21 protein-coding genes are annotated in these 24,484 nt (G+C 68.7%); 11 read left to right on the forward strand and 10 right to left on the reverse strand.

Going from position 1 to position 24,484, the window contains the following annotated elements; translation table 11 throughout:
• Positions 1-434: 434 nt before the first annotated feature.
• Entirely contained in the window at positions 435-1,949 is a 1,515-nt protein-coding gene (locus QZM67_RS00385; protein WP_089453209.1) for an acetyl-CoA hydrolase/transferase family protein, read from the forward strand.
• 85 nt (positions 1,950-2,034) lie between these two features.
• Here the strand turns inward: QZM67_RS00385 and QZM67_RS00390 are convergent, their stop codons facing one another.
• Positions 2,035-3,564: a DHA2 family efflux MFS transporter permease subunit gene (locus QZM67_RS00390; protein ID WP_301800192.1), complete on the reverse strand. Its 1,530-nt coding sequence runs from the start codon at positions 3,562-3,564 to the stop codon at positions 2,035-2,037.
• Positions 3,565-3,699: 135 nt separating this feature from the next.
• On the opposite strand from QZM67_RS00390, the gene QZM67_RS00395 reads away from it, so the two are divergent.
• Positions 3,700-4,140 (forward strand): MarR family winged helix-turn-helix transcriptional regulator, encoded by a 441-nt coding sequence (locus tag QZM67_RS00395; protein ID WP_089453207.1) that lies wholly within the window; start codon positions 3,700-3,702, stop codon positions 4,138-4,140.
• Between the two features lie 253 nt (positions 4,141-4,393).
• Here the strand turns inward: QZM67_RS00395 and QZM67_RS00400 are convergent, their stop codons facing one another.
• Positions 4,394-4,891, reverse strand: coding sequence for a DUF2938 domain-containing protein (locus QZM67_RS00400; protein ID WP_301800194.1), 498 nt, complete (start codon positions 4,889-4,891; stop codon positions 4,394-4,396).
• A 140-nt stretch (positions 4,892-5,031) separates the two neighbouring features.
• Between QZM67_RS00400 and QZM67_RS00405 the strand changes: the two genes are divergently transcribed.
• The gene (locus QZM67_RS00405; RefSeq protein WP_175022271.1) at positions 5,032-5,457 is read left to right on the forward strand and encodes a helix-turn-helix domain-containing protein; all 426 of its coding nucleotides are present in this window, start codon (positions 5,032-5,034) and stop codon (positions 5,455-5,457) included.
• 218 nt (positions 5,458-5,675) lie between these two features.
• Positions 5,676-6,362, forward strand: a complete 687-nt coding sequence (locus QZM67_RS00410; RefSeq protein WP_301800196.1) for a hypothetical protein — start codon at positions 5,676-5,678, stop codon at positions 6,360-6,362.
• A 1-nt stretch (position 6,363) separates the two neighbouring features.
• On the opposite strand, the gene QZM67_RS00415 is transcribed toward QZM67_RS00410, so the two are convergent.
• Together QZM67_RS00415 and QZM67_RS00420 are read right to left on the reverse strand one after the other, a co-directional pair.
• Positions 6,364-7,266 carry a helix-hairpin-helix domain-containing protein gene (locus QZM67_RS00415; RefSeq protein ID WP_301800197.1) on the reverse strand — a complete coding sequence of 301 codons (903 nt, stop codon included), beginning with the start codon at positions 7,264-7,266 and terminating at the stop codon, positions 6,364-6,366.
• A gap of 181 nt (positions 7,267-7,447) precedes the next feature.
• Positions 7,448-8,983 carry a sigma-70 family RNA polymerase sigma factor gene (locus QZM67_RS00420; RefSeq protein WP_301800198.1) on the reverse strand — a complete coding sequence of 512 codons (1,536 nt, stop codon included), beginning with the start codon at positions 8,981-8,983 and terminating at the stop codon, positions 7,448-7,450.
• A gap of 298 nt (positions 8,984-9,281) precedes the next feature.
• On the opposite strand from QZM67_RS00420, the gene QZM67_RS00425 reads away from it, so the two are divergent.
• Entirely contained in the window at positions 9,282-9,719 is a 438-nt protein-coding gene (locus QZM67_RS00425; RefSeq protein ID WP_175022267.1) for a hypothetical protein, read from the forward strand.
• Between the two features lie 33 nt (positions 9,720-9,752).
• Positions 9,753-10,589 carry an SH3 domain-containing protein gene (locus tag QZM67_RS00430; RefSeq protein ID WP_301800199.1) on the forward strand — a complete coding sequence of 279 codons (837 nt, stop codon included), beginning with the start codon at positions 9,753-9,755 and terminating at the stop codon, positions 10,587-10,589.
• 138 nt (positions 10,590-10,727) lie between these two features.
• Here the strand turns inward: QZM67_RS00430 and ilvD are convergent, their stop codons facing one another.
• From ilvD to QZM67_RS00455, 5 genes are all read right to left on the reverse strand, one after another.
• Entirely contained in the window at positions 10,728-12,587 is a 1,860-nt protein-coding gene (gene ilvD / locus QZM67_RS00435) for a dihydroxy-acid dehydratase (protein WP_301800200.1), read from the reverse strand.
• Between the two features lie 283 nt (positions 12,588-12,870).
• Positions 12,871-13,893: an Ldh family oxidoreductase gene (locus QZM67_RS00440; RefSeq protein ID WP_301800201.1), complete on the reverse strand. Its 1,023-nt coding sequence runs from the start codon at positions 13,891-13,893 to the stop codon at positions 12,871-12,873.
• Position 13,894: 1 nt separating this feature from the next.
• Positions 13,895-15,478, reverse strand: a complete 1,584-nt coding sequence (locus tag QZM67_RS00445; protein WP_301800202.1) for an aldehyde dehydrogenase (NADP(+)) — start codon at positions 15,476-15,478, stop codon at positions 13,895-13,897.
• A gap of 75 nt (positions 15,479-15,553) precedes the next feature.
• A complete protein-coding gene (locus tag QZM67_RS00450) occupies positions 15,554-17,179 on the reverse strand; it encodes an APC family permease (protein ID WP_301800203.1) in 1,626 nt (541 codons plus the stop codon).
• 232 nt (positions 17,180-17,411) lie between these two features.
• A complete protein-coding gene (locus QZM67_RS00455; protein WP_006484863.1) occupies positions 17,412-18,332 on the reverse strand; it encodes a dihydrodipicolinate synthase family protein in 921 nt (306 codons plus the stop codon).
• A 251-nt stretch (positions 18,333-18,583) separates the two neighbouring features.
• On the opposite strand from QZM67_RS00455, the gene QZM67_RS00460 reads away from it, so the two are divergent.
• From QZM67_RS00460 to QZM67_RS00475, 4 genes are all read left to right on the forward strand, one after another.
• Complete coding sequence (locus QZM67_RS00460; RefSeq protein WP_301801385.1) at positions 18,584-19,516, forward strand: 4-hydroxyproline epimerase; 933 nt, start codon at positions 18,584-18,586, stop codon at positions 19,514-19,516.
• On the forward strand, positions 19,513-20,640 hold the full coding sequence (locus QZM67_RS00465; RefSeq protein WP_301800204.1) for an FAD-binding oxidoreductase: 1,128 nt from the start codon (positions 19,513-19,515) through the stop codon (positions 20,638-20,640). Before QZM67_RS00460 ends, QZM67_RS00465 begins: the two co-directional genes overlap by 4 nt.
• 127 nt (positions 20,641-20,767) lie before the next feature.
• Complete coding sequence (locus QZM67_RS00470) at positions 20,768-21,001, forward strand: 2Fe-2S iron-sulfur cluster-binding protein (protein ID WP_012338331.1); 234 nt, start codon at positions 20,768-20,770, stop codon at positions 20,999-21,001.
• Positions 20,998-22,266, forward strand: coding sequence for an FAD/NAD(P)-binding oxidoreductase (locus QZM67_RS00475; protein ID WP_301800205.1), 1,269 nt, complete (start codon positions 20,998-21,000; stop codon positions 22,264-22,266). Before QZM67_RS00470 ends, QZM67_RS00475 begins: the two co-directional genes overlap by 4 nt.
• Before the next feature lie 56 nt (positions 22,267-22,322).
• On the opposite strand, the gene QZM67_RS00480 is transcribed toward QZM67_RS00475, so the two are convergent.
• The gene (locus QZM67_RS00480) at positions 22,323-23,267 is read right to left on the reverse strand and encodes a LysR family transcriptional regulator (RefSeq protein WP_301800206.1); all 945 of its coding nucleotides are present in this window, start codon (positions 23,265-23,267) and stop codon (positions 22,323-22,325) included.
• Positions 23,268-23,431: 164 nt separating this feature from the next.
• Between QZM67_RS00480 and gtdA the strand changes: the two genes are divergently transcribed.
• Positions 23,432-24,475 carry a gentisate 1,2-dioxygenase gene (gene gtdA / locus QZM67_RS00485; RefSeq protein WP_301800207.1) on the forward strand — a complete coding sequence of 348 codons (1,044 nt, stop codon included), beginning with the start codon at positions 23,432-23,434 and terminating at the stop codon, positions 24,473-24,475.
• Positions 24,476-24,484: the final 9 nt, after the last annotated feature.

Genomic DNA, 24,484 nt, shown 5'->3' on the forward strand with positions numbered 1-24,484 from the left:
CGCTTTGCCGCGCGCGTCGCGCGGTGCGTGCGAGCTTGATATGCGTCAGGTCGGAATGAGCCGCATCGGGTGACAATTGGCCGCGCCGGACGGGCGTCGTTCATTGTCGATGGAAAGGCGGTAAATGGCCGTCAAAATCCGCCGATTGACGCGCGAGAGTGGGCGATCGGCGACGCGTTTTCCTGCCCGATACTTTCGTGCACCTTACGCGTGCATCCGCTTCAAACGGAGCGCCTGTCACAGAACGGTCGTTCGATACCCGGCAAATTCGACAAGGATCTTTTTCATTCAGCGGACATTTCGCGGCGATTGCCTCTGCGATACTCCGACCGTGCCTGTGGTGCCGGCCGCCCCTCGCGGCCCCAAGGGCTTCATGTCGCTCAGGAGACACCCCCCGCGACGTCAACGACAGACCAAAGCGTCAGAAACCAGCCATGTCATCTTCACGCATCCTCGCTCCCGCCCTGCGTTCGCTCGTCCGCACCGCCGACGAAGCCGCCGCGCTGATCCGTCCCGGCATGACCGTCGCCATGAGCGGCTTCACGGGCTCGGGCTATCCGAAGGCCGTGCCGGCCGCGCTTGCCGCCCACATCGACGCGGCGCACTCGCGCGGCGAGGACTTCCGGATCAACGTGCTGACGGGCGCGTCGACCGCGCCGGAACTCGACGGCGCGCTCGCCCGCACCAACGGCATCTCGATGCGCTTGCCGTATCAGTCCGACCCGACGCTGCGCGACAAGATCAACGGCGGCGAAGTCGATTACCAGGACGTCCACCTGAGCCACGTCGCGCAGTACGCATGGTTCGGCCTGTACGGCGATCTCGATGTCGCGATCGTCGAAGTCGCGGGCATCCGCGAGGACGGGCTGCTGATTCCGTCCGCGTCGATCGGCAACAACAAGACCTGGCTCGAACGCGCGAAGCACGTGATCCTCGAGGTTAACTCGCGCCAGCCGCTCGGCCTCGACGGGATGCACGACGTTTATTACGGCACCGCGCTGCCGCCGCACCGCAAGCCGATTCCGCTGACGAAGAGCGACGACCGGATCGGCGAGCCGTACCTGCGTTGCCCGGCCGACAAGATCGTCGCGATCGTCGAGACCGATGCGCCGGACCGCAGCAATGCGTTCTCCGCACCGGACGCGACGTCGAAGCAGATCGCGCTGCAACTGATCGACTTCCTGCGCCATGAAGTGAAGCGTGGCCGCCTGCCGGAAAACCTGCTGCCGCTGCAGTCGGGCGTCGGCAACATCACGAACGCGGTGCTCGCGGAGCTCAGCTCGGCCGGCTTCTCGAACCTGACCGCGTACACCGAAGTGATCCAGGACGGCATGCTCGACCTGCTCCAGGACGGCACGCTGGGCTTCGCGTCGGCCACCGCGCTGTCGCTGAGCCCGGCTGCCGTGCAGCGCTTCGCCGATGAAATCGCGACGTTCCGCGAGAAGATCGTGCTGCGCCCGCAGGAGATCAGCAACCATCCGGAGCTCGTGCGCCGTCTCGGCTGCATCGCGATGAACGGGATGATCGAGGCCGACATCTACGGCAACGTGAACTCGACCCACGTGATGGGCACGAAGATCCAGAACGGCATCGGCGGCTCGGGCGACTTCGCGCGCAACGGCTACCTGTCGTGCTTCATGTCGGCGAGTACCGCGAAGGGCGGCGCGATCTCGCGGATCGTGCCGATGGCGAGCCACGTCGACCATACCGAGCACGACGTCGCGGTGGTCGTCACCGAGCAGGGCCTCGCGGACCTGCGCGGCCTGTCGCCGAAGCAGCGTGCCCGCAAGGTCATCGCGACCTGCGCGCATCCGGACTATCGGCCGATGCTCGAGGATTACTTCGAGCGCGCGTCGCGCGAAAGCTTCGGCAAGCACACGCCGCACCTGCTCGCCGAGGCGCTGTCGTGGCACGAGCGTTACGTCCGCACGGGCACGATGAAGGCCTGACGCTGCACGCCTGCCGCGCGTGAGAATCGCGGGGCAGGCGGCGCGCGATGCGGTGCGCGTATCCGTCCGTCGATCGGCCGGATCGTCAGTCCATCGCCGCATGCGCGACGTCGACGCTCGCCGCCTTCTGCGGCGGGCGGATCAGCAGCAACAGCGGGATCATCAGCAGCGTCGCGACGAACATCAGCTTGAAGTCGTTCAGGTACGCGATCATCGACGCCTGCTGGTTGATCGTGCGGTCGAGCAGCGCAATGTCGAGGCGGCTGCCGGCCATGGCCTGCACGGCCGGGTTGAACGGCGTGATGTGGGTCGCGAGGTCGGCATGCGCGACTTGCGTGTTGCGCGTCATCAGCGTCTGGACGATCGAGATGCCGATACTGCTGCCGATGTTGCGCATCAGGCTGTAGGTGGCCGTGCCGTCCGCGCGCAGGTCGGGCGGCAGCGTCGAGAACGACAGCGCGCTCAGCGGCACGAACACGAGCCCCAGCCCGAAGCCCTGCACCACGCCGGGCCACACGATGTCCGCTTCGGACAGCACGATCGTGTACTGCATCATCTGCCATAGCGCGAGCGCGGAAATCGACAGCCCCGCGAGCAGCAGCATCCGCGCATCCACGTATTTCAGCAGTCTTCCGACGAACAGCATCGCGATCATCGTGCCGGCGCCGCTTGGCGCAGTGACGAGGCCCGTCGTCGCGACCGGGTAGCCCATCAGGTTCTGCAGCATCGGCGGCAGCAGCGCGCGTGTCGCGTACAGCACCGCGCCGACCACGAAGATGAACAGCGTGCCCGTCGCGAAGTTGGGGTCGCGCAACAGTTCCGACTTGAAGAACGACGCCTTGCCGACGGTCGCGGTATGTGCGAGAAAGAACGCGAAGCTGAGCGCCGCGACGAGCGCCTCGATGCGGATCTCGTATGAGCCGAACCAGTCGAGCTGTTCGCCGCGGTCGAGCATCGCCTGGAATGCGCCGATCGCGAGCGCCAGCGTCGCGAAGCCGAATGCGTCGAACTTCACGTGCGGGCGCGGCGCGCGCGCGGGCAGGAAGGTCATCACGCCGGCGAGCGCGAACGCGCCGATCGGCACGTTGATGAAGAACACCCAGCGCCAGTTGTAGCTGTCGGTGAGCCAGCCGCCGAGCGTCGGGCCGAGGATCGGGCCGACCATCACGCCCATTCCCCAGATCGCCATCGCCTGGCCTTGTTTCTCGCGCGGGTTGATGTCGAGCAGGATCGACTGCGACAGCGGCACCAGCGCGGCGCCGAACACGCCCTGCAGCAGACGCGCGCCGACGATCTGCACGAGCGTCTCGGACAGCCCGCACAGCGCCGACGCGACCGTGAAGCCGGCGATCGACACGATCAGCAGCCGCTTCACGCTGAGCCGGTCGGACAACCAACCGGTGAGCGGCGTCGCGATCGCCGCGGCGACGATATAGGAGGTCAGCACCCACGTGATCTCGTCCTGCGACGCGGACAGCGTGCCCTGCATGTGCGGCAGCGCGACGTTCGCGATGGTGCTGTCGAGGGTCTGGATCAGCGTGGCGAGCATGATCGACAGGGTCAGCATCGGCCGGTTCAGGGCGGGCGAGGCGGGGGCGTCGGCGGCGGGGTTCAAGCGGGTGTCTCCGTGGAGCGGTCGCCGTGGGCGGCGATCCGGTATGACGCAAATTATAAGCATGCGTATTATATCTCCGCTTATGGCTGCGTCTCGAGCGGGAGGCAGTTGCCGGCTCGACCCTATAATCGCCGCATGGACAAGACCTACGAGAACCGGATCGGTTACCTGATCGCCGATGTGGCGCGCCTGAACGGGCGTCTCTTCGACCGGCGCGCGAAGCGCATCGGGCTGACGCGCGCGCAAAGCCGCGTGCTCGCGTACCTGACATGGAAGGGCGAGATGAATCAGGCGCGGCTGGCCGAATGGCTCGAGATCGCGCCGATCACGCTGACGCGGCTGCTCGACCGGATGGAAAGCTATGGCTGGATCGAGCGCGTCGCGAACGACGACGATCGCCGCGCATTCGTGATCCGGCTGACCGACAAGTCGCGCGAGATCTTTCCGCAGATGCTCGAAGTGGGTGACACCGTCGCCGACGACGGGCTGCGCGGCTTCACGCCCGACGAGCGCGATACGCTGGTGCGGTTGCTCGGGCGCATGCGTCACAACCTGATCGACTGCGGCGGGGAGTGATGGGTGCCGCGATCCGGGCAGGCCGGATGAACGGCTTGAAAACAGCGGGAACACCGGAAGGCGGCGCGCAAGCACGCCGAGCCGGCCCGAATTCCGGCGTGGGCATCCTCATCGCCGTGGCGCCGGTGCCGGTGCCGATACCCGGCGCGGCCTTCGTCCGGCGCGCGCAGGGTGATGCGCTAGTCACGCTCGACAGAGGGGAGCGTGGGCGTCGGCGACGCTACCTGTTATCGCTTTGACGAAGGCCGTGTGCTCAACGGGCCAGCGCCGCGAGCGTAACCGCCGCCAGATAAAGCCCCACACCGTACGACAGATGCGTGATGAGACTGCGCCGGCGCGCGACGCCCGGGTTCGGCGTGCGCGACGCGGCGACGCCGAAGCCGAACGCGGGCTGCATCACGAAGAACGGCGCGATCACGCTGGCGAGGCCGGCGAGGAGCGCGGGGAGCGGGGTCGGCGTGCCGATCCATTCGGTGCCCGCGATCGCGACGGGCAGCGCCGCGAACGCGATGCCGATCGCGTAATGCGCGATCCAGCCGAGCGCGCGTTCGCCCGGCACGGGCGCCGCGGCGCCGATCGACACGTGCCGGAACCGGCCTTGCATCATGTGACCGATCCAGCGGCCGACCAGCGCATAGTCGAGCGACGGAATGCCGAAGGCTCGCCGCCGGAACAGCGTCCACAGATCCATCACGAGCGTCGCGCCCGCGCCGATCAGCAACAGGTTGAGCAGGACGTCGGGCGCGCTCATCGCGACCCTCCGCGAAGAACGGAAAAGGCTGCGCGGTGCAGCGGAATACAGCGTGGTTTCAGCGGTTTCATGGCAGTCCGGGCTTGTCTTTATGGAGTCGAGCGACTATCTTGCAACTTCAAGTTCACTTGAGGTCAAGCATGAGCCGGCTGGACATTGCAGATGTGGCGCGACGCTCGGGATTGCCCGCGTCGACGCTGCGTTACTACGAGGAAAAGGGGCTGATCGTCCCGACCGGCCGCCACGGGCTGCGGCGGCAATACGACGAGTCGGTGCTGGAGCGCCTGGCGCTGATCGCACTGGGCCGCGAGGCCGGTTTTTCGCTCGACGACATCCTCGCGATGGTCGGCACGGACGGCCTGCCTGCGATCGATCGCGCGAAGCTCGACGGCAAGGCCGACGAACTCGACCGCACGATCCGCCGTCTCGGCGCCGTGCGCGACGCGTTGCGGCATGCGGCCGTGTGCCCGGCATCGAACCATCTCGAATGCCCGTCGTTCCAGAAGCTGCTTCGGATCGCCGCGCATCGCCATCCGGCGCGCCGCACGAAGACGGAAGCCGCGTAGGCGCTCGGCCCGCGCGATGCGCAGGCATTGGGGGGCAGTGGCGATTCGGCGGCACGTCGCCATTCATGGCCGACGGACATTGCAAACAGGAACAACGGGGTTGCCGCGTGTGGTTTTTACTTGTGCTTTACGTGCTTCCTGCCGCGTATGCGGCATCGAAGGTCGGGCCGCATTACGGGTTTCTCGCCGGGTGCGCGACACTGGCCGCCGTGCTGGCGATGCAGACCGCGTTGCTGACGTGGGGGACTGCCCTGTTGAAACGGCGGCGTGGGTCCGTTGGGCCGCCTGAGACGAGCGCAACGCCCGTACCGGCCGATAGTCTGGATGACGAACCGGCCGATGAGCCCGACGACACGCCCGATGTGCCGCTTCGATATGGCGAGCATGCCCGATTCAAGCAACTGGTCCTGATTGCCGACGCCGCACGGCCCGAGGTTACGCGCCGTTTCTACGATAAGGCGAAGCGGGCGATCGAAGCGTACGTGGAAGTCGAGGCGGGGCGCGACGGTTCGGGGGCGGCGATGGTATCGACGGCCGATCTGGCCACGGAAGACAGCCTGCCCGCCGCACCACCGGACGAAACGCTGACGGTATTCGTGTCGAACGACGGCGCGTGGTCGGGGTTCCGCGTCGGCGACGACAGCTTCCGGTTCCGCCACGGCGCAATCACGAGATTGCGGTTCACGCATGTGATGCCGGTTCGCTGGAATGGCGACTACATGGTGACGTTCTGGTTCGACGTGCCGAAGCGGGAGCGCACTACCGATTACAACGCGTATTTGACCGGGTTCGATATCGGGGTGGACCGTGCCGGCCACCGTTCACGCACGCTCACCCATGCCTGTCGTGAAATCGCGTCGGTGCTCGACGTCGCGTTCGACGTCGACGAGGTTGGCGACGACTGAGTCATCCCGCGTAATACACACGACATTCCTGCTCGCGCCCGCGCACGATGCGCTTGCCGACGAGCGAGCCGTACGTTTCGGTGAAGACGGTGCGCTGATGCTCGCATTGCAGGGCGTCGTAGAAATAGAGCGAGACCCAGTCGGTCGGGCGGGAGGCCTCCGGCGTGCGCATCGCGGCATGGAGGCACAGCGCGGTGAAATGCCAGCCGCCCTTGGTCATGTGCATCACGGGCAACGGCACGTAGCCGTCCGCGTTCAGGCGCCGATGCACGGTTGCGCGTTGCACAACGCCAGGCGTCGGCAACGCGCCGGCGGCGGCCTTGTTGCGATACAGACGGTCGATGTAGAGCAGCAGTTCGACAGGCGGCTCTGTGCCGGGGCCGGCGTCCTGCACGCGGCCCTGCCAGCGCCGGCGGCGGCTCAGCACGTCGTCGAGCGCGGTGCGGATGCCGGCCGCGCGCCGCGGGCCGACGCCCGAGATCGTCTCGAGCTGGCCGTTGCGGGCCGCGCGTTCGAGCTCCTCGAGCGTATCGATATGCAGCAGGTCGTGAATGCGCAGCGCGAGCGCGTGGCCGATACCCGGCACCGCCTCGAACGCGGACGTGCGTTCGGCGTCGCCGCACAGCCGGTCGAGCTGGCGCCAGCGCCCCGTCACCAGCAGCTCGGCAATCGCCTGCGCGACGCCCGTGCCGATCTCGGGCAGCGTGCCGAGCGCATCGACGCCGCCGGACTCGAACACTGCGCGGATATCGAGGTCGAGCGCATCGACCGTCTCGGCCGACGCGCGGTACGCGGCGACCCGATACGGATTCGCGCCCTGGTCAGCCAGCCGCTGCGCCGCCTCGCGCAGGCAGATCGCGATATGGCGGTTTTCCTCGTACGTTTGGCTGGCGGTCGTCTGCATGGCGAGGGACCCGGGGAAGCACAAACGGAATGGACACGGCTAGCGGTGCGCCGGTCGGCTTTTTACCATTGTCGCGATACGCGATGAAGAAAACTTGACGCACGTCAATGGCAAACGTAGCACAGGTGCGAAGCACACGGTCGTGCCGGATAGCGGCACGACCGTGCGTCGCGTGACGCGGTCACGCGTCGAGGAACGATTGCGCGTTCTCGGCCTCGGCGGCCGTGCGCAACGCGGCGAGCGCCCGTTTCTCGATCTGCCGCACGCGTTCGCGCGACATACCCGCGTCCTGCGCGATCGCGTCGTAGGTATCGGGCTCGGCGCCGCCGAGGCCGAACCGCCGGCGCAGCACGTCGGCCTCGGCCGGCGTGACCGACCGGAGCAGCGACCTCACGCACTCGCGCATGCGCGTGTCGGCCAGTTGCTCGAACGGGCTGGCCGACGCCTGGTCCTCGATCAGCTCCACCAGGCCGGTGTCCGCGTCGGGCAGCGGCGCGTCGAGCGATACGGGCTCGGCTGGCAGCGCGAGCACCGCGCGCAGCTTGTCCTCGTCGAGGCCGGTTTCGGCCGCGAGTTCGGCCGGCGTCGCGCGACGGCCCGTGCGCTGACGAAACCGCAGCGCATGCCGCTGCACACGCTGGTACTGGTCGCCGACGTGCACGGGCACGCGGATCGTGCGTGCGCGATCCGCGACCGCGCGCGCGATCGCCTGGCGGATCCACCAGGTCGCATAGGTCGAGAACTTGAACCCGCGCCGGTATTCGAATTTCTCGATCGCGCGCATCAGGCCCAGGCTGCCGTCCTGCACGAGATCGGGCAGGTCGACACCGCGGTTCATGTACTTGCGCGCGATCGACAGCACGAGCCGCAGGTTCGCTTCGAGCATCGCGCGCGTGGCGTCGCGCACTTTCTGCTGGCCGTCGGTGAGCGCGGCTGCGAGTGCCCGTCGCGCGACCGTGTCGAAGCAGGCGGCGTCGCCCGCGGCGGTGCCACGCGGCGCAGACGCGAGCGTGCGTACGACGCGGCTCGCGTCGTCGACGGCCGGTGCGACCCACGGGATCGCGCCGAGCAGGGCGGCCACGCGGTTGCGCGCGTCACGGTATTCGTCCGAACGGAAGCCATGCGCGTGCAACGCGCCGCGCAAGGCCGCGACGGCCGCCTGCAGCGCGTCGTCGCTGACGGGCGCGGGCGTGTCTGCGGGGTCGTCATCGGACGATCCGGCTGCGCCGGTCGTCGCCGTTGCGCGGTGACGCGCCAGCAGCGCGTCGACGGCGGCCGGACAGCCGGCGAGCGCGTGCAGGATCTGGTGGCGGCCCGTTTCGATCTCGCGAGCAAGTACGATCTCGCCTTCGCGCGTGAGCAGCGGCACGGCCTGCATGCGCCGCAGGTAGAGCGCGAGCGGATCGGTCGACGCGCTCGTGCCGCGTGCGAGGTCGCCGAGCATCGCGCGGCCTTCGTCGAGCGCATCGCGATCGACGTCGACAGGCACCGTGCCGGCGAACGGCGCGGGCGCGGCCGGCCCGTCGAGCACTGCGATGCCGATGTCGGCGAGCGCGGCGCGCACGACGTCGAGCGCGTCGGGGCTGTCGCTTTCGGGCGGCAGCGCGTCGACGAGGTCGGCGTGGGTCAGATAACCCTGTTCGCCGGCGAGCGCCAGCAACTGGATGATCGGATCGAGCGGCGTGTCCGCCCGGGGAGTGGGGCGTGGCGTAGTCATGTCGATGGCGGCGTGAGCCGCGTTCCTGTCTGGGCGGGCCGAAGTCCGCCGGTTTCGGGCCGCCGGTTGCTCGCGAACCCCTGTCCGCGCCGGCCAGCCTGACATCGTTCAAGTTGAGGGCATTTGCGCGAACTTCAACGCGGGCGCGGCAGACGTGCCAGCACGCGGCATGCCCACGCGATCGTCCGGCACAGGAAACAAAAAGTAACCGATCATACCGAGCGGAAATCTGCAGGGGACGTAAGCTAGAGTCAGGCGCGCGCCCGGCGGCGGCGCGTGGATTCTGCCGGAGCAAGACATGACCCCGATTCCTGCCGCGAGGTGTGCGGTATTCGCATTGACGACGCTGACCCTCGGCGGCTGTTATTACACGAGCCCGTATGGCTATGCTCCGTATTACGCGCCGGCACCGGCCACGCTGACGCAGCGCGAGCTACCCGTCACGCCGGCTGCGCCGGGCACCGCTCCACCGGGCCCGACGTCGGCGGCGGTTGCGCCGCCCGAGGCCGATTCGGCGCCTGTCTACGTCGCGCCGGCCTATCCGCCGCCGTATCCCTATCCTTATCCATACTATGCACCCGCGTATTACCCGGGCTGGTATGGCTGGGGCGCGCCGGCCATCTCGGTCGGCTTCTGGGGCGGCTGGGGCGGCGGCTGGCGTGGCCGCGGCGGGTACGGGCATCGTCCGTGGGGCGGCGGCCACTGGGGTGGCGGCTGGGGCGGGCATCGGCATTGACCGGCGCGCGGCGGCACCGCGCGGGAGAGCATCATGAGGAACACGATTGTCCGAAGTCTGTGCGTCGTCCTGCTTGGCCTCGCGGTCGCGCCGGGCATGGCGCAGGCGCAGAGCACCGGCTACACGAACGCGCCGGCCGAACTGTTCGCCGGGCCGGCGCCCGACTATCCGGTCGTCGCGCAGATTCCGCCGGGCACCGCGCTGGACGTGTTCGGCTGCCTGAGCGACTACTCGTGGTGCGACGTCGCGCTGCCGGGCGTGCGCGGCTGGATCGACGCGCAACTGATCGACTATCCGTACCAGGGCGGTTACGCGCCGCTGCTCGAATATGGCGCGATCATCGGCGTGCCGATCACGGGGTTCGCGATCGGCGCGTACTGGGATCGCTACTACCGTCACCGGCCGTGGTTCCATGACCGCGATCGGTGGGAACACCGCGCGGAACCGCGGCTCGGCCCGGGCGGCGTACCGCCGGGACAGGGACGCCCGCAACCGGGCGGCGCGATGCAGGTCGCACCGGGCGGTCCGCCGCCCGTGCATGACACACGGCCGTCGGCTGCGCGTGGCGGCTGGAATGGCGCGATCCGCACGCCGCCACCGGCTGCGCCTGCGCCGATGCCGGGTGCTGCCGTCCGTGAACGACCGGCAGCGCCGCCGCCGGCCGCCGTGATGCGTCCGCCACCGGCCGCTGTCATGCGTCCGCCGCCCGCGCCGGGAGGTGAGGGCCGCTCGATGCCGGCACCGGTGCACCCGGGTGGTGGTGGCGGTGGTTACGGCGGCGCGCGGCCGCAAGGCGGCGGGAACGGAGGCGGAAGCCACGGTGGGGGCGGTGGCGGCGGAGGCGGCGGCCCGGAAGAATTCCGTCACTGACGTTGCCGGCGCTTTCTGCCGAAGCAGAACGAAAAAAAGCCGCTCCGGAGAGCGGCTTCTGGGTCGGGCAAGCGGACGGTCGTACGGCCCGCGGCCTGACCGGCTACGTGTTACAAGCAGCCGGCCGTGCTACCCCTGTCAGTCGTCGAGCAGCGACAGGTCACGCACGGCACCCTTGTCGGCCGACATGACCAGCTTCGCGTAGGCCTTCAGCGCAGCGGACACCTTGCGCGGACGCGGCTGCGCCGGCTTCCAGCCCTTCGCGTTCTGCTCTTCGCGGCGGCGCGCCAGTTCCTCGTCCGACACCAGCACGTCGATCGTGCGGTTCGGGATGTCGATGCGGATCTTGTCGCCGTCGCGCACGAGGCCGATCGCACCACCCGCTGCCGCTTCCGGCGAGCAGTGGCCAATCGACAGCCCCGACGTACCGCCCGAGAAACGGCCGTCCGTCAGCAGCGCGCATGCCTTGCCGAGCCCCTTCGACTTGATGTAGCTGGTCGGGTAGAGCATTTCCTGCATGCCGGGGCCGCCCTTCGGGCCTTCGTAGCGCACGATCACCACGTCGCCGGCCTTGACCTTGTCGTTCAGGATGTTTTCGACCGCTTCATCCTGCGATTCGGTCACGTGCGCCGTGCCTTCGAACACGAGGATGCTTTCGTCGACGCCAGCCGTCTTCACCACGCAGCCGTCGACCGCGATGTTTCCCGTCAGCACGGCGAGGCCGCCTTCCTTCGAGAACGCATGCTCGTACGAGCGGATGCAGCCTTCGGCGCGATCGACGTCGAGGCTCGGCCAGCGCGTGTCCTGGCTGAACGCGACCTGCGTCGGGACGCCGGCCGGGCCGGCCAGGTAGAACGTGCGGACCGCTTCGTCCTGCGTGCGGACGATATCCCACTGGTCGAGCGCATCCTTCAGCGACGGCGCGTGCACGGTCGGCACGTCGGTGTGCAGCTTGCCGGCGCGCTCGAGCTCACCGAGGATCGCCATGATGCCGCCTGCGCGGTGCACGTCCTCGATGTGGTACTTGTTCGTGTTCGGCGCGACCTTGCACAGCTGCGGCACGACGCGCGACAGGCGGTCGATGTCCGTCATCGTGAAGTCGATGCCGGCTTCCTGCGCGATCGCGAGCAGGTGCAGGATCGTGTTGGTCGAACCGCCCATCGCGATGTCGAGCGTCATCGCGTTCTCGAACGCCTTGAAGCCCACCGAGCGCGGCAGCACGCGTTCGTCGTCCTGCTCGTAGTACTGGCGGGCCAGTTCGACGATGCGGTGGCCGGCGCGCTTGAACAGTTGCTCGCGATCGGCGTGCGTGGCCACCACCGTGCCGTTGCCGGGCAGCGACAGGCCGAGCGCTTCGGTCAGGCAGTTCATCGAGTTCGCGGTGAACATGCCCGAGCACGAACCGCAGGTCGGGCAGGCCGAGCGCTCGACTTCGGCGACTTCGGCGTCGGAATACGACGGGTCGACCGCGATCACCATCGCGTCGACGAGGTCGAGCTTCTTCACTTCGATCGCCTTGGTGACCGGGTTCGCGAGGCGCGTCTTGCCCGCTTCCATCGGGCCGCCCGACACGAAGATCACCGGGATGTTGAGGCGCATCGCGGCCATCAGCATCCCGGGCGTGATCTTGTCGCAGTTCGAGATGCACACCATTGCGTCCGCGCAGTGCGCGTTCACCATGTATTCGACCGAGTCGGCGATGATGTCGCGGCTCGGCAGCGAATACAGCATGCCGTCGTGGCCCATCGCGATGCCGTCGTCGACCGCGATCGTGTTGAATTCCTTCGCAACGCCGCCGGCAGCCTCGATCTCGCGCGCGACGAGCTGGCCGAGATCCTTCAGGTGCACGTGCCCGGGTACGAACTGGGTGAACGAGTTGACGACCGCGATGATCGGCTTCGAGAAATCGTCGTCTTTCATGCCGGTGGCACGCCAGAGCGAGCGCGCACCTGCCATGTTGCGGCCGGCGGTGGAGGTTTTGGAACGGTAGATGGGCATTGTCGTTGCTGAAGAAATATCGCGGGAAAAGGGTGGAGGCACGGGAATAAAGGCCTCTCTCGCGCCCGTGCGAACAACCTCTTGAGCTGCGCCCTGGGCAAACCGGACGATTATCCCACAGCCGCCGCGGGCGTGGCGCTCGTGGGGCCGGCAACCCGCGCGGGCGGCGTGCCCGGTGCGGAACGTCCGGGCGGTTACGGTACACCCGTGCGAGCGGCCCGGGAGAAGGCCGGATCGCACGTTGCACGCCAATGAATGCGCGATCCGGCCCCGCGCCTGGCGATCAGTCGAGCAGCGTCAGGATCTCGTCGTACAGCGGCTTCGGAATCCGCACGCCGTTCGCGATGCTGCGCGCGCGGGCGTCGAAGCGTCGTTGCGACGGCAGCCGCGCGCCCTGCGCGACGATCGACTCGAACATCCGTTCGCCGCGCGCGAGCCCCGTGTCGAGGTCATCGCCGAGGAACACCTTCGGGTCGAACGCGATCACGAGTTCGCCGTGGCACGGCGTCGCGCCGACGCCTTCGTCGAAGTCCATCGACTCGCGGCTCGTCATGTCGCCGATCAGCGCACCGCCGAGCAGTTCGACCATCGCCGCGAGCGCTGAACCCTTGTGGCCGCCGAACGTGCGCATCGCGCCCTGCAGCGCGGCCTTCGGGTCGGTGGTGGGCCGGCCGTCGGCGTCGATCGCCCATTCTGGCGGAATCGCCTTGCCTTGCTTCGCGTGCAGCTCGATGTCGCCGCGCGCGATCGCGCTCGTCGCGAAATCGAACACGAACGGCACGCCGCCCGGCCGCGGCCACGCAAACGCGATCGGGTTGGTGCCGAACACCGGTTCCTTGCCGCCTTCCGACGCGACCCAGCTGTGGCTCGGGTTCATCGCGATGCCGACCAGCCCTTCGGCCGCGATCGCCTCGACCTCGGGCCACAGCGCGGAGAAGTGATAGCAGTGGTTGATCATCATCGCGGCGATGCCGTGCTGCTTCGCCATCTCGACGAGCACGGGCAGGCCCGTTTCGAAGCTCAGCAGCGAGAAGCCGCGATGCGCGTCGACCGCGACGATCGACGACGACAGCCGCCGCAGCGTCGGCACGGCCTGCGGATCGACCTTGCCCTTCTTCAACGAACGCACGCAGACGAGCAGCCGGTACACGCCGTGCGAATGGCATTCGTCGCGCTGGCCCTGGGTAATCACGTTGGCGATGGCCCGCGCATGCGCGTCGGACATGCCGTTGTGCGTCAGCACGCGCAGCGCGAGCGCGTGGACTTCATCGAGCGACAGGACGATTTCGTCGGGGGATGTGGACATGTCACGCCTCCCGCGGCGCGGGCACGCCGTCGATGCGTTGCGGCACGTTCAGCGGATTGCCGTTGCGGATCGCGTCCGGCAGCAGCGCGTCCGGCAGGTCCTGATACGACACGGGGCGCAGGAAGCGTTCGATCGCGCGCGCGCCGACCGACGTCGTGCGCGTGTCGGAGGTGGCCGGGAACGGGCCGCCGTGCACCATCGCATGACCGACCTCGACGCCCGTGCCGAAGCCGTTGACGAGAATGCGGCCGGCCTTGCGCTCGAGCGTCGGTCGCAGCGCGGCGAACAGCGGTGCGTCGCCGTCGGCGAGATGCGCGGCGATCGTCAGCTGGCCTTCGAGCGACTTCAGCACGCGATGCAGCGTGTCGGCGTCCGGGCAACGCACGATCAGCGACGCGGGGCCGAACACTTCGTCGCGCAACTCGGGATGCGCGATGAAAGCGTCGGCCGAGGTTGCGAGCAGTGCCGCGCGGGCCTGCAGGCGGTTGCCTTCGGCGCCTTGTGCGAGCAGCTCGACGGCCGCGTGATCGCGCAGCGTCGCGACGCCTTGTTCGTAGCTGGCGTGGATGTGCGGCGTCAGCATGGTTTGCGCGGGTGCTGCGCGAACCGCGGTGGCGGCCGTTTCCTCGAATGCGCGCAGCGCGGGGCCGTCGACCGCGAGCACGAGGCCCGGGTTCGTGCAGAACTGGCCGGCGCCGAGCGTGAGCGATGCAACGAACTGCGGGGCGATCGCGTCGTGCCGCGCGTCGAGCGCGGCGGGAAACAGCAGTACCGGATTGATCGAGCTCATTTCCGCATAGACGGGAATCGGCTCGGGGCGCGCGGCCGCGATGTGCATCAGCGCGACGCCGCCACGGCGCGAGCCGGTGAAGCCGACGGCCTTGATGCGTGGATCGGCGACGAGTGCCTGGCCGATCTCGCGCGACGCGTCGAACAGCAGCGAGAACACGCCGGCCGGCATCCCGCATTCGCGCGCGGCCTGCTGGATCGCGCGGCCGACGAGTTCCGACGTGCCCGGGTGCGCCGAATGCGCCTTGACGATCACCGGGCAGCCGGCCGCGAGCGCCGAAGCCGTATCGCCGCCGGCGACCGAGAACGCGAGCGGGAAGTTCGACGCGCCGAACACGGCGACGGGCCCGACCGCGACATTGCGCAGGCGCAGGTCGACGCGCGGCAGCGGCTTGCGCTCGGGGCGCGCAGGGTCGATCCGCGCGTCGAGAAAGCCGCCGTCGCGCACGAGCGACGCGAACAGCGCGAGCTGGCCGACCGTGCGGCCGCGCTCGCCTTCGATACGGGCGCGCGGCAGGCCCGTTTCGATCACGCAGCGCTCGATCAGGTCGTCGCCGAGCGCCATGATGTGGCGGCCGATCGCGTCGAGAAACGCGGCGCGGGCTTCGAGCGACGTTTCGCGATACGTGTCGAATGCGTCGTCGGCGAGCGCGCAGGCCGTCTCCAGGTCGTGCAGGCTCGCGCCGCCGAAGGCGGGTTCGAGCCGTTCGCCGGTTGCGGCGGCGATCGCGTGAAGGGTGCCGTTCTGTCCGGCAACGGCGGACTGGCCGATCAGGAGTTGACCTGTGAGTTGCATGGTTTTCCTCGGAAAAAGCAGGGGCCGGGCGTAGGGCGCCCGGCCGAAGGGATCATGGGAAAGGGCGCGGATGCGTCAGTCCTCGTCGTCGTCGAGTTGCAGCTTGTCGGCGCGCACGCCGGTATTCGCACCCCAGTAGTAGATGACGAGCGCGACGGCCGCGACGACGACCGTGTCGTACGGATGCGCAAGCTGGCCGGTGCCGCCGAAGCCGCCGAGATACGACAGCACGATCATCGCGGCATAGAACGCGATCAGCCACGCGGACGAGCGCACTTGTTCGGCGAGGCTCAGGTGCGCGGTCGGCACCCAGCGGCGGCACGCGAGATAGATCACGAACATCACGATCTGCAGGCCGAGCAGCCAGGACACCGTGCTCCAGCCCGACCAGTAGACGATCAGCGCGGCGATCGCGAACGACGCGGGGCCGGTGACGCCGAACGCGACCGCGCGGAACGGCCGCGGCAGGTCGGGCGCGGTGCGGCGCAGCGCGGCGACCGACACCGGCGCGACCGCGTAGCTGAGCACCAGCGCGGCCGACACGATGTTGATCAGCGCTTCCCACGACGGGAACGGCAGCGTCCAGAAGATCGAGAGGCCGAACGTGAGCCACAGGCCCGCGCGCGGGATGCCCGACGCTTCGTCGACGCGCGTGAACACCTTGAAGAAGGTGCCCGTCTTCGCCCAGCCGTAGACGACGCGCGGCGTCGCGTTCATGTAGATGTTGCCGCAGCCGCTCGGCGAGATCATCGCGTCGGCGACGACCATCACCGCGAGCCAGCCGACGCCGAGCGCCAGCGCGATGTCGCGGTACGGCAGCGAGAACGCCTTGCTCACGTCGTGCCAGCCGGCGGCGAGCATGTCGGTGGGGATGCTGCCGATGAACGCGAGTTGCAGCAGCACGTAGATCAGCGTCGACAGCAGGATCGACAGGATCAGCGCGATCGGGATCGTGCGCTGCGGATTGCGTACTTCGCTCGCGACCGACACGATCGGCGTGAGCCCGAGATACGCGAAGATGATGCCGCCCGCCGACACCGCCATCTCGATGCCCGGCATGCCGAACGGCGCGAAGCCGTGCAGGGTCAGGTTCGCGGGCTTGAAGAACGTGAACAGCACCGCGATCACCGACAGCGGCACGATGAACTTGAAGATGCTGATGATGTTGTTCGCCTTCGCGAACGTCTTCACGCTCGAATAGTTCAGGTAAAAGAAGAAGCAGAGCAGCGCGGCCTGCACGAGCCAGCCGAGCGTGGTCGGGTCGCTCGATCCTTCGACGGTCAGGCCGGGAAACCACGCGGCCGCATACTGGCGCGCGGCGACGACTTCGATCGCGATCAGGCTCGAAAAGGCGATCAGCGTGATGAAGCCCATCAGGTAGCCGAGCAGCGGGCCGTGCGAGAACACCGGGTAGCGGACCACGCCGCCCGCGCGCGGCAGCGCGGCGCCGAGTTCGCAGTAGACGATGCCGAGCAGCAGCACCGCGAAGCCGCCGAGCAGCCACGAGAAGATGCCGGCCGGGCCCGCGATCGTCGAAACGTGACTCGCGGCGAACAGCCACCCCGAACCGAAAATGGCGCCGAGACCGATGAACGTGAGATCGGTCAGCGACAGCTGTTTCTTGAACTTGCCGTGACCCGCGTCGGGGTGCGCGGAACGGGAAAGCGGGACAGACGGTTGAGCGTTGCCTTGACCTGGCATGGGCTTGTCTCCTAGGGGAATATCGGCACCGGCTTGAGGTGCGCCGCGCTCCGACGGAGCAGCGGCGCCTGCCTGCCGGCCGGCATCGCCCGGTTCGAACGACCGGGGCGGGCTGCGGGGCGTTCATGCGCGGCGCGGGCTGGCGCCGGTGCGAACGGGCCCGCGGGCCATGCCGGACCGGAGACGGCGGCGCGCAGGCGGAAAGCCCGCGCACCGCCGCAGGGGGAGTCGATCAGAGACCGACGTCGGGCAGCGCCGGGCGCGTTTCGAGCGCCTTCGCGACGATGGCCTTCACTTCCGCGAGCGTGTCGCCCTGCAGCGCGAGGCGCGGCGGACGCGTGATTGCGCTGCCGCGGCCGACCAGCTCTTCGCACAGCTTGATGCACTGCACGAGGTCGGGGCGTGCGTCGAGGTGCAGCAGCGGCATGAACCAGCGATACAGCGCGAGCGCTTCGTCGAAACGCTTCTGCTTCGCGAGGCGGAACAGCGTCTCGCCTTCCTTCGGGAACGCGTTCGACATGCCCGACACCCAGCCTTCGGCACCGACGGCAATGCTCTCGACCACGACGTCGTCGAGGCCCGCGAACAGCACGAAGCGATCGCCGACCGCGTTGCGCAGGTCGATGAAGCGACGCGTATCACCCGACGAATCCTTGAAGCAGACGATGTTCTCGCAATCCTGCAGCGCGATCAGCACGTCGGGCGTCACGTCGTTCTTGTAGATCGGCGGGTTGTTGTAGACCATCACCGGCAGGTCGGTGCTCGTCGCGACCGCGCGGAAGTGCGCGGCGGTTTCATGCGGCTTCGCCGAGTAGACCAGCGCGGGCATCACCATCACGCCGTCGACGCCGACGCGCTGGGCTTCACGCACGGTGTTGCGTGCGAATTCGGTCGTGAATTCGGCGATGCCGGCGATCACCGGGATCTTGCCGCCGGCTGCGTCGCGTGCGGCCTCGATCACCTGGAGCTTCTCGCTCGTGGACAGCGACGTGTTTTCGCCGACCGTGCCGCAGACCACGAGGCCCGACACGCCGTCGTTCACCAGGTTCTTGACCACGCGGTGCGTGGCGTCGATGTCGAGGGAAAAGTCCGGCTTGAACTGGGTGCTGACGGCCGGGAAAACCCCGGTCCACTGAATGGCGTTTCGGCTCACTTCAATCTCCTACGTGTTTGTATCGGTCGGCCGACGTGGTGTCGGTGTGCAACCAGTATCGCCGCGCAAATGCCCATCACGCTTGAGTCGTATCGCGGAGCAAAATGACGAAATCGGCACAGCGGCCGGACGGTGCGGGAAGGGCGCTTCGCACTATGCCGATTTCGTCGTCGTCCTCATCGAAAAGCCACAAGCGGACGGACGCGCGACGGAGGAAGCTATGCTCCTTTCCCCACTTCGGACGGCTCATGATGAAGCGCATCCAGATCATCGATTCGCACACGGGCGGCGAACCCACTCGGCTCGTCGTGTCCGGTTTCCCCGCGCTCGGCAGCGGCACGATGGCCGAGCGCCGCGACGTGCTCGCGCGCGAGCACGACCGCTACCGCGCCGCATGCATTCTCGAACCGCGCGGCAGCGACGTGCTGGTCGGCGCGCTGCTGTGCGAACCCGTGTCGCCCGATGCGGCGGCCGGCGTGATCTTCTTCAACAATAGCGGCTATCTCGGGATGTGCGGACACGGCACGATCGGCGTCGTGCGCACGCTGCACCATATGGGGCGCATCGCGCCCGGCATGCACCGGATCGAAACGCCCGTCGGCACCGTCGAGGCGACGCTGCACGACGACCTGTCGGTCAGCGTGCGCAACGTGCCCGCGTATCGCCATGCGAAGGGCGTCGCGCTCGACGTGCCGGGTTACGGCCCCGTGAAGGGCGACATCGCGTGGGGCGGCAACTGGTTCTTCCTGATCAGCGACCACGGGCAGCGCGTCGCCGGCGACAACGTCGCGGCGCTCACCGCGTATGCGTCGGCCGTGCGCGAAGGGCTCGAACGCGCGGGCATCACCGGCGCGAACGGCGGCGAGATCGACCATATCGAGCTGTTCGCCGACGATCCCGAACACGACAGCCGCAGCTTCGTGCTGTGCCCGGGCCTCGCGTACGACCGTTCGCCGTGCGGCACCGGCACGAGTGCGAAGCTCGCGTGCCTCGCGGCCGACGGCAAGCTCGCGCCGGGCGCTGTATGGCGGCAGGCGAGCGTGATCGGCAGCGTGTTCCACGCGAGCTACGAGCAGGTCGAAGGCGGTATCGTGCCGACGATCCGCGGCAGCGCGCACCTGAGTGCGGAAGCGACGCTGCTGATCGAGGAAGACGATCCGTTTGGCTGGGGCATTGCGCCGTGAGCGATGCGAGGACGGATGTCGTCGTGATCGGCGCCGGTATCGTCGGCGCGGCGTGTGCGCACGAACTCGCGCAGCGCGGGCTGAGCGTGCTCGTCGTCGACGACGCGAGCGGCGGTGCAACCGGCGCGGGCATGGGGCACCTCGTCGCGATGGACGACAACGCGGCCGAACTCGCGCTCAGCCATTACTCGATCGAACTGTGGCGCGCGTTGAGCGGCGAGATGCCCGACGGATGCGCGTACCGCAACTGCGGCACGCTGTGGCTCGCGGCCGATGCGCACGAAATGGATCTGGCGCGCGCGAAGCAGGCGACGCTCGCCGCGCATGGTGTGGCGGGTGAACTGATCGACGCGGCGACGCTCGCGCAACTGGAGCCGATGCTGCGCCCGGGCCTTGGCGGGGCGTTGAAGATTCCCGGCGACGCGATCCTCTATGCGCCCGTCACCGCGAACTGGCTGCTGCAGCGCGCGCCGCGCATCACGTTGCGGCGCGACAGGGCCGTCGCGGTCGATGGCCCGAGCGTGACGCTCGCGAGCGGCGACACGCTGCGCGCGGAGCGGGTGCTTGTCGCGAACGGCGTTGCCGCGCGCTTGCTGCTGCCCGAGCTGCCGCTGCGCCCGAAAAAGGGCCATCTGCTGATTACCGACCGCTATCCGGGCCAGGTGTCGCACCAGCTCGTCGAGCTGGGCTATGCGGCGAGCGCACACGCGAGCGACGGCACGTCGGTCGCGTTCAACGTGCAGCCGCGGCCGACCGGCCAGTTGCTGATCGGTTCGTCGCGCCAGTTCGACACCGAGGACGCGCAAGTCGAGCCGCCCGTGCTGGCGCGCATGCTGCGCCGAGCGGCGGGCTATCTGCCCGACCTGGCCGACCTGAACGGCATCCGCTCATGGACGGGGTTCCGTTCCGCGAGCCCCGACGGGCTGCCGCTGCTCGGCGAGCATCCGGCGCGGCCGGGTGTGTGGCTCGCGGTCGGGCATGAAGGGCTCGGCGTGACGACCGCGCCGGGCAGCGCGCGGCTCGTCGCTGCGCTGATGGCCGGCGAACGGCCGCCCATCGATATCGAACCGTATTGGCCGGGACGCTTCCTGAGCGCGTCCCTCGTAGCTGGAGCGCTGACATGAAACGACCCCCTCGCTCACTTCGTACGCTGGCGACCGGCGTTGGCGCTTCCGTGCTTACTCCGGTCCCATGCACGGTGCCCCCCGCGGGGGCAGTCAGCCTCCTTGGGGCGGCCCGGCGGAGGCTGACATGATCATTCATCTGGACGGTCGCGCACTGACGGTGGCCGACGGCGCGACCGTCGCGGCCGCCGTCGCGGCGAGCGGCGACGACACGACGCGCGTGTCGTGCACGGGTGCGGCGCGTGCGCCGTTTTGCGGGATGGGCATCTGCCAGGAGTGCAGGATGACGATCGACGGCCGCCGCCGGCTGGCTTGCCAGACGCTGTGCCGCGACGGAATGCAGGTGGAGCGCACCCGATGAAACAGGAACGACTGAGCGTCGACGTCGCGATCGTCGGCGCCGGCCCGGCCGGGCTGTCGGCTGCACGGGCCGCCGCGCGAAGCGGTGCGACGGTTGCGATCGTCGACGATAACCCGCGCGCGGGTGGGCAGATCTGGCGGCAAGGCGCAGCGGCGACGCCGGCGCCGGCGGCCGCCGAGCGGCTCGCCGTATTGCGGCAGCCGAACGTCACGCATCTCGCGGCAACGCGCATCGTCGCCGAAACGCAGCCGGGCACGCTGCTGCTCGAAGACGACGAGCGCGGGCTGCTGCTCGATTTCCGGACGCTGATTCTCTGCTGCGGCGCACGCGAGCTGCTGCTGCCGTTTCCGGGCTGGACGTTGCCGGGTGTCACCGGTGCGGGCGGCTTGCAGGCGCTGATCAAGTATGGCCTCGACGTGCGCGGGCAGCGCACGGTGATCGCGGGCAGCGGGCCGCTGCTGCTGGCGAGCGCCGCGACGGCCCGTCAGGCCGGCGCGCGCGTGTCGCATGTGCTCGAACAGGCCGCATGGGGCAGCGTTGCCGGTTTCGGGGCGGGGCTGTGGCGCTGGCCGTCGAAGCTCGCGCAGGCGGCGAAGCTCGTCACGGCCGCTTATCGGCCGGATGCGCACGTCGTCGAAGCGTTCGGCGACAAGCGGCTCGAACGCGTGCGGATTCGTCAGGGCGATCGCGAGTTCGACGTCGATTGCGACCGGCTCGCGTGCGGCTTCGGCCTCGTGCCGAATACCGTGCTGCCGAGCCATCTCGGCTGCCGGATCGACAATGGCGCGGTGGCGGTCGATGCGCATCAGCGCACGAGCCGCGACGGGGTTTTCGCGGCTGGTGAGTGTACGGGCGTCGGCGGCAGCGAACTGGCGATGGTCGAAGGCGAAATCGCCGGTTTGGCGGCGACCGGGCAGACGGCGCCGTTGGCTGCGCTGGTGACGCAGCGAGCACACTGGCAGGCGTTTGCCGATGCCGTGCGCGAGCGCTTTGCGATCCGCGAGCCGATCCGCCGGCTTGCGCGGCCCGATACGCTGCTGTGTCGCTGCGAAGACGTGCGTTTCGATGCGGTCGCGCAAGCGCCGGGCTGGACGGCGGCGAAACTGCAGTCCCGTTGCGGGATGGGCGCGTGTCAGGGCCGCGTGTGCGGCGCGGCCGCGCAGGCACTGTTCGGCTGGACCCCGCCGGTGCCGCGCACGCCGCTCGTGCCCGCGCGGGTTGGCACGCTGATGCTGGACGGCACGGCATCCTGCGACGGCGCGTGACGTGACGCTTCGCGTCGTCGCGGCAACGCGGCCCGGGTGACGCCGGGCCGCGCCATTCATTCCACCTTCACTTTTTCCCACCCACCGACCTGCGGCGCCGCGCAGGCGCGCAGGCACTCGATCGTCGCGGCCACGGCCGCGCGATTCGCACTATCGGGGTGCCAGTACATCGACACCGCGCCCTGGCCTTCGAGCTGCATCGGCAGGATCCGGATCGCGTTCAATTGCGCGAAGCGCTGCGCGGCACGATGCGACGCCACACCGAGCAGGTCGGTGTTGTTCAGCAGCGTGAGGTTGAGGATCGACGAATTCGATTCGACGCAGTGCGGCGGCCGCACGCGGCCGGCGGCCGTCAGCGCGGCCTCCAGCGCGTTGTGCACCGGCGTGCCCGACGGCCACACGATCCACGAATAGGCGAGCACGTCGTCCCAGCCGACCGACGCCGCGCCGGTGAGCGCATGGTCGGGCCGTGCGACGAACACGACAGGATCGACATACAGCGCTTCGGCGTGAAGCAGCGGATCGACGGATGTCGACCCCGAACGGCCCACGACGATATCCAGTTCGCTGCGCGCGAGCTGCGGCATCAGCTGGTTCATCGTGCTTTCGGTCATCCGAACCTGTGCGCGCGGCATGCGTTTCAGCAGTTGCGATACCGCGAGCGGCACCGTATCGGCCGCCGCGACGCCCGACGTGCCGATCGTCACGAGACCGCTGCCGCCTTCCCGCAGCGCGGCCATGTCGTCGCGCGCGACGTCGAGCTGCGCCTCGACGCGGCGCGCATGCTCGATCAGCGCTTCGCCGTAGGGCGTCGGCCGCAGGCCGCGCGCATGCCGCTCGAACAGCGGCAGCCCGACATCCTCTTCCAGTTCCTTCAGCCATTTCGACAGCGCGGGCTGCGTGGTCGCGAGCGCCACCGCCGACTGGCTCAGATTGCCGGTGCCGGCAAGGCTCAACAGTACCTGCAGATGCCGCAGTCGCAGCCGGTGGGTCCAGTCCATCGCATGCCTCGTCGCGAGTAGGTATATCCGAAAGTATATGGATCAGATGATTTGACCATTTTACCGGGTATGTCTGGGTCGAATATAACTCTGCTAACGGACTGCAGCACGGTCCCCGCCCCGACATAGCGCCGACGCCGATCGGCCGACTCCAAGGAGACATCATGACGACTCATCCGGACGCGTCGCGCGCCGCCTACTACGCACGGATCGCCGAGCAGCGCCTGGCGCCGCTGTGGGAATCGCTGCACAACCTCGTGCCGAAATCCCCGCAGCCGGCCGCGCAGGCCGCGATCTGGAAGTACGCGCAGGTGCGTGACCTCGTGATGCAGGCCGGCAGCGTGATCAGCGCGGAGGAGGCCGTGCGCCGCGTGCTGGTGCTGGAGAACCCGGGGCTGCCCGGCAAGTCGAGCATGACGCCGACCCTGTACGCGGGGCTGCAGCTGATCTTGCCGGGCGAGATCGCGCCGAGCCACCGGCATACGCAGTCGGCGCTGCGTTTCATCGTCGAAGGGCGCGGCGCATGGACGGCCGTGAACGGCGAACGCACGACGATGCATCCGGGCGACTTCATCATCACGCCGTCGTGGGCGTGGCACGACCACGGCAACCCGTCGGAGGAAGCGGGCGGCGAACCGGTCGTATGGCTCGACGGGCTCGACATTCCGCTGCTCGCAAACCTCGACGCGGGCTTCGCGGAGAACTACCCGGAAGCCGTGCAGCCGATCAGCCGCCCGGAAGGCGACAGCTTCGCGCGCTTCGGTCACAACATGGTGCCGGTGCGGCATCGCGCGAGCGATCCGACGTCGCCGATCTTCAGCTATCCGTATGCGCGCACCCGCGAGGCGCTCGACGCGCTGTACCGGAACGGCGAGCTCGACGCGTGGGACGGCGTGAAGCTGCGCTATGTGAACCCCGCGACGGGCGGCTGGCCGATGCCGACGATCGCCACCTTCATGCAGTTCCTGCCCGCCGGTTTCGACGGCCGCACGTATCGCAGCACCGACGCGACGATCTACTGCGTCGTCGAAGGCAGCGGCGCCGCGCACATCGGCGGCAACGCATTCGAATTCGAGCCGCGCGACATCTTCGTCGCGCCGTCGTGGGCGCCCGTGCGGCTGTCGGCGTCGTCCGACAGCGTGCTGTTCAGCTACTCCGACCGGCCCGTGCTGTCCGCGCTGAACCTGCTGCGCGAAGCGCGCGACTGACGCCGGTCG

This window comes from Burkholderia sp. AU45251 (genome assembly GCF_030482905.1).
In the GTDB taxonomy this organism is placed as follows: domain Bacteria; phylum Pseudomonadota; class Gammaproteobacteria; order Burkholderiales; family Burkholderiaceae; genus Burkholderia; species Burkholderia aenigmatica.